This is a genomic window from Cellulomonas sp. NPDC057328, assembly GCF_042667215.1.
Lineage (GTDB): Bacteria > Actinomycetota > Actinomycetes > Actinomycetales > Cellulomonadaceae > Cellulomonas.
In genome coordinates, this window is record NZ_JBHUZW010000015.1 from 44,026 (window position 1) to 53,895 (window position 9,870).

Sequence of the window (9,870 nt, forward strand, 5' to 3'; positions counted from 1 at the left end):
GAGGGTCGGCCTGACCCCACGTCCGGCCGGGCTCCTCAGCCGCCCGCACCCGCCGCGGCCGGTGCCGGCGCGGCAGCGCCGGACGTCGTGCCGAGACCCGTCGCGTCGAGCGTCGCCCGCGGCGCCACGGTGATCTCCACCGCCGCGTCGGGCCCGAGCAGCGCCCGCGCGCCGGCGGGCACCGGCACCTCGACGCGCCAGCGCCCGGCGCGCGGGTCGAGGTCCTCGAGGGGCTCGTCGTCCGCCGACGACCAGTCGCGCACCGCGCCGGGGATCTGCGAGTTCCACCGCGCCCACGTCACGCAGCGCCCGCCGGCGTCCGGACCGATGTCGACGACGAGCGTGTCCGCCCAGTCGGCGGTCTGCTCGAGGTGGTCGAGGAACGACAGCACGTGGTCGTGCGACCGCAGCGACACCAGCCGCAGGCGCAGCACGTGCCGCATCGCGGGCGCCCGGGTGCCGGTGCGCGCGTCCGTCGGGCGCGTCGCGTCGCTCGACAGGAACGTCGTCACGAGCGGCACGGGCGTGTCGGTGGCGTCGCGCTCGCCGTGCCGCTCGATCTGGATCGGGCACAGGTGGGCGGCGCTCTGCTGGTGCAGCACCACGGGCAGGCCGCGGATCGACAGCGCCGTCTCGAGCTGCCACGACGTGTCGTCGTCCACGTCACCCGGCAGCCGCAGCCGGACGAGGCGGGCCTCGACCGCGAGGTCCCCGAACAGGAAGCGGCGCAGGTTCTGGTAGCCCTCCTCCGAGTTGACGATGCCGTACCGCCCGCTGTGGCTGCGGTGCACGAGCGCCCGCGGCGCACCCTCGACGTACGCGTTCTCGACGCGGACGAGCCCGTCGCTGCGGGGCCCGACCACGCGCGCCGCCATGCCCAGCGCCGCGGAGTAGTCGTCGGAGTTCGTGCCGACGAGGCAGAAGAGGCGGTCGACGGGGAAGCCGCCGGCCGGCATCGTCGCCGGCGCGAAGTCCGCACGTGCCGGCGCCCCGTCGGCGCGCGTCGGCGTCAGGTACTCGAACATGCGGTCCGGCCCGAAGACGTCGGCGCCCAGCACGCCGGTCAGGTCGCGGACCCGCTCGAGCAGCCCGTAGCCCTCGAACTCGATGCCGCCGTGCGGCGTCGCGTACGTGAAGACGCGGTCGACCAGGTCGGTCGCCGCGTCGAGACGGTGCTCCTCGTCGCGGTCGGGCAGCACGCGCTGCAGCAGCGACCGCGCGACGAGCCCGCCCATCGAGTGCGCCACGAGGAACACCCGCGGCGCGCCCGTCGCGCGCCGCACCAGCAGGACCAGCTCGAGCAGGCTCTGCGCGGCGCGCTCGAGCGAGAAGGGGTTCGGGTCGCGCGTCAGCGCCGGGGCGAACTCGTCGTAGAAGCGGTGCACCCACACGGTGGCGGCCGGCACCGTGCCGGCCGGCTGCTGCCGCAGGTACGCCTCCTGGTCGCCGTGCACGAGCAGCTGGTAGCGGTGGTCGGTCATGAGCCGCAGCAGCGGGCTCTCGAACTGGTGGTACGCGGGACGGTCGGCCCCGTCGACGCGCACCTGCACGGAGCCCTCGTTGAAGCCGCAGAGCGGGTCCTGGACGGCGGCGTCGATGCCGCCGGTGCCGCCCGCGAAACCGCGGACGTAGATGACGGGCAGTCGTCCGTCGCCCTCGTACGGCATGGGTGCTCCTCGCGTCCGCGCGGCACGGCGGCCCTGCCGCACCGGGGCGGGTCGCCCCGCCACCCAGGACGAGGCGCGGGGCGTGCCCGCAGATACACGCGGCCGGGCAGGCGGGCGGGAGCGGGCGAGGGCGGCCGCGAGGCGGTACGGGCGGCGGCGGGGCGGCGCGCGGTCGACGGTCGTAGGCTGCCGCGTATGGCGGGCCGGACGCCGGACGACCGCGCCGCCGACGTGGCCGAGGCGGTGCGCGCGATCGACCGTGCCGGCTTCCTGCCGCCCGACCAGCGGCCGCACGCCCGCGAGGACCGGGCGCTGCCGCTCGGGCACGGCTCGACGGGCTCGCAGCCCAGCACGGTCGCGGCGATGCTGCGCCTGCTCGCCGTGCCGGCCGGCGCGCGCGTGCTCGACGTCGGCGCCGGGTCCGGGTGGACGACGGCGCTGCTGGCGCGGCTCGTCGGGCCGACGGGCGAGGTGCTCGGGCTGGAGCTCGAGCCGGAGGTCGCCGCGTGGGGCGCCGGCAACCTCGCGGCGGCGGGCGTGCCGTGGGCACGGCTGGAGCCGGCCGACCCGCGGGTGCTCGGGCGGCCGCAACCCGGCGGCTGGGACCGCGTGCTGGTGTCCGCGGCGGCGGACGAGCTGCCGGCGGCGCTCGTCGACCAGCTCGCGCCGGGCGGCGTCCTCGTCGTGCCGGTGGGCCGGACGATGCACCGGGTCGTCCGCCGCCCGGACGGCGGCACGGACGTCACGACGCACGGTTCGTACCTGTTCGTCCCGCTGCGCTGACGGCGTGTCGCCGCGGCGCGCCGGTGGGCGGCTGACCTGCCCGGGAGGACCCCGACGAACCCGACGGACCCGGACGGGTCACGGATTCCGCCAGAGGGGTGACGAATCGCCTACCGGTCAGTAGCGTGCACCGTGCCCGGGGGGAACTGTGACAGCAGCCATACCGGGTGTGACGCCGTGGACGCCGTCCGCGGCGCCCACCGTGCCCAGCACCAGCCGTCCGACACCCGGGATGAGCCCATGCCACGTCGCGCACTCGCCGGCATCGCTGCCGCGTCCGTCGTCCTCACCTCCGCGCTGCTCGCCCCGCCGGCGGCCGCGGCCCCACCGCCGGACGAGCTGTCCGGCCTGCTCGTCGGCGACCCCGCCGTCCGCGTCGAGAAGGAGGGCGTCGGCGACGCCCTCGCGGAGGCGGAGGGTCAGGTCACCGCGTTCGTCGAGCTCGACACCCCCGCGGGCGTCGAGGTCGCGCAGGAGGGCGGCGCACCCGCCGACGTCCTCGCCGCGGCCGGCACGACCGAGGCCAAGGCGGCCGAGGTCGTGCCCGCCGAGGCCGGCGCGACGCAGACGCTCGCCGCCGAGCCGACCCGCATCGCCACCCTCACCAACCTGGTCTCCGGCGCCCTCGTCGTCGGCGACGCCGCCCAGGTCCGCACGCTGGCCGACCGCCCCGACGTCGTGTCGGTCCGGCTCGTCGCCGAGCGCACCCTCGACAACGCCGCGCAGGTCGAGTTCACCCGTGCCCTCGCGACGTGGCAGGACACCGGCGTCCTCGGCACCGACGTCCGCGTCGGCATCGTCGACACCGGCATCGACTACACGCACGCCGACTTCGGCGGCCCCGGCACGGTCGAGGCCTACGAGGCCGCCTACGGCGAGGACGGCAGCGCGCCGATCCCGGCGGGCTCGTACGACCCCGCGAAGTTCATCGGCGGCATCGACTTCGCCGGCGAGATCTACAACGCCGGCGGCGAGGGCGCGGAGCTCGTCCCCGTCCCCGACGACAACCCGATCGACGTCAACGGCCACGGCTCGCACGTCGCCGGGACCGCCGCCGGCTACGGCGTGACGCCCGACGGCGAGACGTTCCGCGGCGACTACAGCGCGCTCGAGACGGTCGCCGACTGGCCCGTCGGCCCCGGCACCGCGCCGGCCGCGCAGCTGTACGCCCTCAAGGTGTTCGGCGACATCGCGGGCTCCACGAACCTCACGCCGCTCGCGTTCGACCACGCCGCCGACCCGAACGGCGACGGCGACTTCTCCGACCGCCTCGACGTGCTCAACCTGTCGCTCGGCGCCGCCGGCGCCCCGGCCGACGACCCGGAGTCGCTCCAGGTCGCCGAGCTGACGACCCTCGGCACGGTGGTCGTGCTGTCGGCCGGCAACGAGGGCGACGTCGAGGACATCGGCGGCTCGCCCGGCAACGGCCCCGCCGGCCTGACCGTCGCGTGGTCCATCGGCAAGGACCTCGCGTTCGACGCCATGGAGGTCACCGAGGCGGCGGACGCGTCGCTCGTCGGCCGCCACGCCGGTCAGAACTCGGTCAACTACACCGGCGAGGACGTCACGGCGCCGGTCGCGTACGTCGGCCCGACGTTCGACGGCTGCACGCCGTTCACGCCGGACCAGGCCGCGGACGTCGCCGGCAAGATCGCCTACCTGTGGTGGGACGACGACGACGCCACCCGCGCCTGCGGCTCGGGCGCGCGCTTCAACAACGCCACCGCGGCGGGTGCCGTCGGCGTCCTGCTGCCGACCGAGGAGACCATCTTCCCCGCCGGCATCGCGGGGAACACCGAGATCCCCGGCTTCCAGATGACCAACGCCACGACCGACGCGCTGCTGCCCGAGATCGAGGCGGAGACGCTCGTCGCGCGCATCGGCCCGTCGCTCGCCCTGTCCACGCGGCAGGACGTCGGCGCCGACACGCTCAGCGCGTCGTCCTCGCGCGGTGCGCACGGCTCGCTCGGCTGGGCGAAGCCGGACGTCGCGGCGCCCGGCCAGCAGATCGTGTCCGCCGGCGTCGGCTCCGGCAACGGCGGCGCGACGAGCAACGGCACCTCCATGGCGGCCCCGCACGTCGCGGGCATCGCCGCCCTCGTCAAGGAGGCCCGTCCGGGCTGGTCCGCGGCGCAGGTCAAGGCCGGGATCATGAACACGGCGACGCACGACGTGTCGACCGAGCCCGGCGGCGACCTGTTCTACGGCCCGGCCCGCGTGGGCTCCGGCCGCGTCGACGCCCTCTCGGCCGTCACCAACGAGACGCTGCTCTACAACGCGGAGCGCCCGCAGCAGACCTCGGTCAGCTTCGGTGTCGTCGAGGTCGGCGCGGACGACGTGACGATCCGCAAGGCCGTCACGGTGCAGAACCTCGGCAGCACGGCGCGGACGTACTCCACGTCGGTCACCGAGAGCACCACGTCCGGCGAGGCGAGCATCACCGCGAGCCCCGCGTCGCTGCGCGTGCCGGCCGGCGGCACCGGGATCGTCACCCTGACGTTCACGGCGGACCCCGCCACGCTGGCCCGCGAGATCGACCCGACCCAGCAGGTCGAGCAGCTCGAGGGCCTCGCCCGCGAGTTCGTCTCGCAGGTCTCGGGGCGCCTGGTCCTCACCTCGGGCGACCAGGAGTGGCGCCTGCCGGTGCAGGCCGCACCGCGGCCGACCACCGACCTCGAGGCGGCGCCCGTGGAGTTCGCGGACGCCGGCGCGGAGACGGCCGAGCTCGCGATCAGCGGGCGCGACGTCGTCGCCGACGGCTGGTACGGGCTCGTCACGCCGCTCGTGCACGCCGCCGACAGCCCGCGGCTCGAGGCGCTGCCCGCCACCGCCCAGACGTCGCCGTCCACGGTCGCGGCCGGTGACATCCGGCACGTCGGCTGGGCGTCGACCGCACCCGCGGTCGACGCGGCCGGCGGCGACCCGACCGCGGACGGCTACCTCGGCGTCGGCATCGCGACCGACGGCGACTGGGCCGTCATCGGCCACTCGCTCGAGCCCCGCGTCCTCGTCGACACCGACGGCGACGCCGAGCCGGACGTCGTGAGCATCGTCCGCAAGCTCGTCGACACCGACTACACCGTCGTCGAGACGTACGACCTCGCGACGGAGGACCTGCTGGCCGGTCCGGAGCTCGCCTTCCCGTTCGCGGGCGAGGTCGAGGCGGGCGCGTTCGACAACAACGTGATCACCGTGCCGGTGCCGCTTGCGGCGCTCGGCGTGGAGCCGGGCACGCAGGTGGGCGTCTGGGCGGCCATGTACAGCGAGTACGCGTTCCCCGCCGACGGCGTCGTCGACCAGGTCGGGCCGTTCACGGTCGACCCGTACGACCCGCCGCTGTGGTTCGAGTCGAACATCGGTGCCGAGTTCGTGTCGGCGTCGTTCGACGGCGCGACGGTCGAGGTGCACAAGGGCCCGGGCGCCGACGACGCGCGGATCCTCGCGCTGCACCACCTCAACGCGCGGGGCGACCGCGCGCAGGTGGTCGACGTGACCGTGCCCGAGGCGATCGCCACGACCACGACGCTCGAGGTCGACTCGATCCGCATCGCGGGCGAGGACAACCTGTTCCAGATGAGCGTCAGCCCCCGTGAGGCGACCGGCGTGTTCCGCGTCTACGACGGTGAGACGCTGCTCGGCGAGGCGGAGGTCGTCGACGGTGCGGGGATCTTCAGCACCACCGCGCTGGGTGCCGGCCCGCACGTGTTCCGGGCGGAGTTCGTGCCGGACACGCCGCTGTACGCGGGCTCGACGTCGAACGTCGTCGAGTACGACTTCGCGAAGTCGGCCTCGACGACCACGCTGGCGGTGTCGCCCGCGACGACCCGGTACGGGTCGCCCGTCACGGCCACCGTCACGGTGACCGGCACCAGCTGGGCCCCGTCCGGCCCGGTCGAGATCCGCGCGGACGGACGGCTCGTCGCCACCGGCGAGCTCACCGTCGACGGGCTCGTCGGCACCGCGACCGTCGAGCTGCCGCGGGACCTCCCGGCCGCCCGCCACCGCCTCGTCGCGCACTACGGCGGCTCGGCGGACGTCGAGCGGTCGCAGTCGGCCCGTGCCGAGCTGCGGATCACCCGGGCGGCGCCCCGCGTGACCCTGTCGGCCGACACGTGGACCGTGCCGCGGGGCAGCACCCCGACGGTCACGGTGACGGTCGGCGGCACGGTCGAGGGCGCCCCCGCCGGCACCGGCTCGGTGCGCGTCCTGCTGGGCCTGCGCCCGCTGGACGTCGTCGAGCTCGCCGACGGGACGGCCCAGGTGACGCTCCCGGCGGTGCGCTCCACCAACGTCGTGACCGTCCTGTACGGCGGCGACGACGGCTACCTGCCGGGTGCCGCGGCGAAGGTGATCCGCGTCGGCTGACCCACCCCGACCGGTGACGAGGGCCGGTGCCGCACGGACGTCCGTCCGGGCGACACCGGCCCTCCGCCTGTCAAGGGACCCACCGCCCACGCCGATGCACGACGCATGGGCCTCTTCGACCGACGGACTCCGCCGCCGGGCTCCGTGCTGCCCTCGCCGCACGGCCCGGCCGACACGCCCCTGCGCGCCGCCGACGTCGCGGTCGACGAGCCCGCCGACCCCCACGCGGACGACGTCGCCGACGACCTCGACGACGAGGACGACCTCGACGACGCCCCGATCACGCCCGTGTGGCCCGCGCGTCCCGGCGGTCCGCACGACGACTCCGCCGACGACCACCTGCCGCTCGTGCCGATCGTCCCGGCCGTGCTCGCCGACGCCCGCGAGGCACGGGGCGGGCCGGGGGCGGATACGTCCGTGGCGGAGGCCGGGCCGGTGGCGGAGGCTGCTCCGGTCGCGGACGTGGCACCGGCCGTCGCGGCGGCGCCGGTCGTCCCGGCACCGCCGGTCGTCGAGCCGCCGACCGCCGTCCCTCCGGTCCCGGAGCCCCCGGCACCCCTCTCGCCGCCGCCCGTCGCGCCGGCGCCCGTCGCGGCACCGACCGACGCGCCGACGTCCGCGCCCGCCGACCGGCACACCGTCGACGAGCTCAACCCCGCGGAGCGCATCTGGCTCGCGCAGCAGCGCGCCCTCCTCGCGGACCTCTGCGACGACCCGACGGACGCCGCCGCGGTCGCCGCGCTGTTCGACCGGGTCCGCGCCCAGTGGGCCGACGCGGCGGAGCGCCCCGACCCGCGACCGCTCGCGGACGCGTTCGGCGTGGCGCTCGGCGACCTCGTCGTCGCGCACGCGCCGGCGCTGCGGTGGGCCGCGGCCAGCGACCGGTTCGGCACGGAGATCGTGCTCGCGCACGGCACGCCCGAGGTGCTCGTGTACCCGCTGGCGTCCGTCGGCCAGTACTGGGAGGACGCGCGTCCGGGCTGGTTCGCCGGCCAGGTCGAGCGCCTCACGCAGACCGTCCGGGCGGCGCTCGCCGCACCGGGCTGACGACTCGCGGGCGGGCCCCCTTCCCGCCCGCGGCCGGACGACCCGCTCCTCCCCCCGGGCGGGTCCCGCCGGCGGGACCTCGTCGGCGCACCGGCCCCCTCCGGCCCGACGAGGTCCCGCCCGGTGCGCCCGCCGCGCCGAGGACCCCGGTCCGCCGGGCCGTGAGACCGCCGGATCGGGGACGTGTTCTCCCGCGGACGCCGGTCTCACCGCCGCGCACGGCCGCACGTCCACGTCCGCGACCGTGAGACCGGCACGTCGGCGACGTGTGGTCCCGCGGGTGCCGGTCCCACGGGCGGGGCGGTCAGAAGAGGGCGTCGGGCTCCGGCCGGCGGGAACGCGTCGCGGGTGCCGTGCCGGTGCGGCGGGACGGCGTGCGGGCGGTCGTCGACGTCGTCGTCCGCGCGCGGCGCACCGGGGCCGCACCGACCGGCTCGAGCACCGGCGTCTCACGCATCGTGCCCGCGGGCAGCGTGCCGTCGCGGGCGGCGCGCGCGGCGGCACCGGCGAGCTCGTCGGCGCGCTCGTTGAAGCGGTCGCCGGTGTGCCCGCGCACCCAGCCGAACGTCACGGGACCGGTGCGCTCGGCGATCGCGCGGTCGATGGCCTGCACGAGCCCGAGGTTCTGCACCGGCCCGCCGGACGCGGTGCGCCAGCCCTTGCGGCGCCACCCGGGCAGCCACTCCGAGGCGCACTTGATGGCGTACTGCGAGTCGGCGACGACGCGCAGGGGCTCGTCACCGGGGTGCGCGAGGACGGCCTCGAGCACCGCCGTCAGCTCGGCGACCTGGTTGGTGCCGGAGCGCGCGCCGCCGCTGGCGCTCGTGCCGTCGTGGTTGACCCACGCCCACCCGATCGCGCCGCCGGGGTTGCGCAGGCAGGAGCCGTCCGTGCTGACCGTGATCACGGTCGACGATCGTGCCACGCCGCCGGACCTGCCCCGCACGGCGGACGTCGCCGCCGTCCGGCGCGGCCGTCATGCGGCGGCGGTCAGCGCGTCCACGACCCGTCGCACGCTCGACGCGAGCCCCCACCGCTCGGCGAGCGCCACGAGCGCGTCCGGGTCGGCGGGCGTGGCGGGCAGCCGGTCGTCCACGTCGGCCACGGGGGCGTCGGCGGCCACCCGGACGACGGTCGGCGCGACCGCCAGGTAGTCGGCGGCCTCGGTGAGCCGCCGGCGCTGCGTCGCCGTGAGGCCGGCGTCACCGGCGTCGCGCGCCGCGAGCACGCCCTCGAGCGTCCCGTACCGGTGGATCAGCGCGGCGGCCGTCTTCTCGCCGATGCCCGCGACGCCGGGCAGGCCGTCGCTGGCGTCGCCGCGCAGCGTCGCCATGTCGGCGTAGGCCCGGCCGGTCGGCACGGCGTACTTCTCGGCGAGCAGGGCCTGGTCGACGACGAGCAGGTCCTTGATGCCCTTGACGGTGTAGAGCACACGTACCGGCACCTCGTCGTCGACGAGCTGGAAGAGGTCGCGGTCGCCGGTGACGACGTCGACGGCGGCGCGCTCCCCCGCCGGCCGCGCGGTCTCGCGCGCGACGAGCGTGCCGATGACGTCGTCGGCCTCGAACCCCGGGGCCCCGAGGCGCGCGACGCCGAGCGCCGCGAGCACGTCCACGATCACCGGCACCTGCGGCGACAGCGTGTCGGGGACCTCCTCGACCGCGGTGCCGCCCGGCACCTCCTGCGCGACGCGGTGCGCCTTGTACGACGGGATCGCGTCGACGCGGAACTGCGGCCGCCAGTCGTCGTCCCAGCACGCGACGAGCCGCGTGGGGCGCCGGTCGGTGACCAGCCGGGCGATCATGTCGAGCAGCCCGCGGACCGCGTTGACCGGCGTGCCGTCGGGCGCCTTCACCGAGTCGGGCACGCCGAAGTAGGCGCGGAAGTAGAGCGACGCGGTGTCGAGGAGCAGCAGGCGGTCGCCGGGCATGGGCGAACGCTACCGACGTCCACCGACGCGCGGGCGGGCCGAGCACGTGCGCGGGCCGGGCGGTGCCCCTCCGGCACC

At 76.5% G+C, this 9,870-nt stretch carries 6 protein-coding genes; 3 read left to right on the forward strand and 3 right to left on the reverse strand.

Annotated elements, in window-relative coordinates; genetic code table 11:
* Positions 1-35: 35 nt before the first annotated feature.
* The gene (locus tag ACFUMH_RS04880; protein ID WP_378201240.1) at positions 36-1,667 is read right to left on the reverse strand and encodes an esterase/lipase family protein; all 1,632 of its coding nucleotides are present in this window, start codon (positions 1,665-1,667) and stop codon (positions 36-38) included.
* Between the two features lie 195 nt (positions 1,668-1,862).
* Here ACFUMH_RS04880 and ACFUMH_RS04885 point away from each other — a divergent pair, with 195 nt between their 5' ends.
* The 3 genes from ACFUMH_RS04885 (at position 1,863) to ACFUMH_RS04895 (ending at position 7,862) form a co-directional block, all read left to right on the forward strand.
* On the forward strand, positions 1,863-2,450 hold the full coding sequence (locus tag ACFUMH_RS04885; RefSeq protein ID WP_378201243.1) for a protein-L-isoaspartate O-methyltransferase: 588 nt from the start codon (positions 1,863-1,865) through the stop codon (positions 2,448-2,450).
* Between the two features lie 240 nt (positions 2,451-2,690).
* Positions 2,691-6,815, forward strand: a complete 4,125-nt coding sequence (locus tag ACFUMH_RS04890; RefSeq protein WP_378201246.1) for a S8 family serine peptidase — start codon at positions 2,691-2,693, stop codon at positions 6,813-6,815.
* Positions 6,816-6,920: 105 nt separating this feature from the next.
* Positions 6,921-7,862, forward strand: coding sequence for a DUF3806 domain-containing protein (locus ACFUMH_RS04895; RefSeq protein WP_378201249.1), 942 nt, complete (start codon positions 6,921-6,923; stop codon positions 7,860-7,862).
* A gap of 304 nt (positions 7,863-8,166) precedes the next feature.
* Here ACFUMH_RS04895 and ACFUMH_RS04900 read toward each other — a convergent pair whose 3' ends face one another.
* Positions 8,167-8,769: a ribonuclease H gene (locus ACFUMH_RS04900; protein WP_378201252.1), complete on the reverse strand. Its 603-nt coding sequence runs from the start codon at positions 8,767-8,769 to the stop codon at positions 8,167-8,169.
* Between the two features lie 69 nt (positions 8,770-8,838).
* On the reverse strand, positions 8,839-9,792 hold the full coding sequence (locus ACFUMH_RS04905; RefSeq protein ID WP_378201255.1) for a 5'-3' exonuclease H3TH domain-containing protein: 954 nt from the start codon (positions 9,790-9,792) through the stop codon (positions 8,839-8,841).
* Positions 9,793-9,870 lie beyond the last annotated feature (78 nt).